The 883-nt window shown below is 54.2% G+C and carries 1 protein-coding gene and 1 pseudogene; both read right to left on the reverse strand.

The window, feature by feature from the left end:
• Positions 1-76 precede the first annotated feature (76 nt).
• A complete protein-coding gene (locus FDX01_RS04280; protein WP_137399289.1) occupies positions 77-628 on the reverse strand; it encodes a phage N-6-adenine-methyltransferase in 552 nt (183 codons plus the stop codon).
• Positions 628-883 (reverse strand): annotated as a pseudogene (locus tag FDX01_RS23145) (hypothetical protein); the annotation flags it as partial. The pseudogene FDX01_RS23145 and the gene FDX01_RS04280, both read right to left, overlap by 1 nt.

Below are 883 nucleotides of genomic sequence, written 5' to 3' on the forward strand. Positions count from 1 at the left end.
CTGCATTTCAGTGCCTGCTGAATCTCTGCCACGCATTTACGACCCTGTGTGCGGATAGCGTTATCCTGTTCTGGTGTCATGCTGCCTCCCGGCGGGCGAGGAGTTTCGCTCCGAAAGACATCAATTCGTCACGTTCCACAGTTGCGAAGTGGCAGTGTGTACGCGGGTACGGATGCCAGATGATGAGCATCGACCCTTTATTGTTGCCGCTGACTGGCTTACCGGTAACCGGGTTGATAAATGCCAGCCGCCCTGCGGTGATGAATCGAACTTCGCTTGCAGTCTGGATTGCCTCTTTGAACCAGCCAACCGAAGTGTCTGCCGGAACCAGCATGACCGTTCCGATCTGGTTCTTGCTCTCAGCAGCGGCCTTCTTCACGAATGGCGTGATGTCGCTGTAAGGTGGGTTTAGCCATGCATAACCGGGAATGGTGAGGTAATCGCCCCACGGAGTTTCCAGCGTGTCCTGATCTGCTGTGATGAACTTGCGACACAGCGAGTTATGCGGCGCGGCTGCAGCATCCAACTGGAAGCAGAACTCAGCATCAAGCGCTGCGAACAGTGCCGGTGGTGTGCGCCACAAATCACGCTGATCTGCTGGCGTGTTGCTGCCGGTGTAATCAGTCATTAATCCTCCCGTTCAGGATTTCTTACATCCCATCCATTCCGCTCAATATTCACAGACAGCCTCTTATCTCCGACCTCTTCGATACTCCGACCGGTAATCTCTGTTACTTCTGCGTTGGTGTAGCGCATGAGTATTGCTAACTCTTCCGTTGACCATTCACGCATAGTTAATCCTCCGGAGCGGGCCAGCGCGTCACGCTTGCTTCTGACTGAGTAAATGGAGCGACCAGTTGCCGTGGCTATCTCTTCCTCTGAG

It is taken from the genome of Citrobacter sp. wls613, assembly GCF_005281195.1.
GTDB classification, from domain to species: domain Bacteria; phylum Pseudomonadota; class Gammaproteobacteria; order Enterobacterales; family Enterobacteriaceae; genus Citrobacter; species Citrobacter gillenii.

What these genes read in the sequence shown, in the direction of transcription:
- FDX01_RS04280 (WP_137399289.1), bottom strand. Translation starts at nt 628, where the DNA reads ATGACTGATTACACCGGCAGCAACACGCCAGCAGATCAGCGTGATTTG.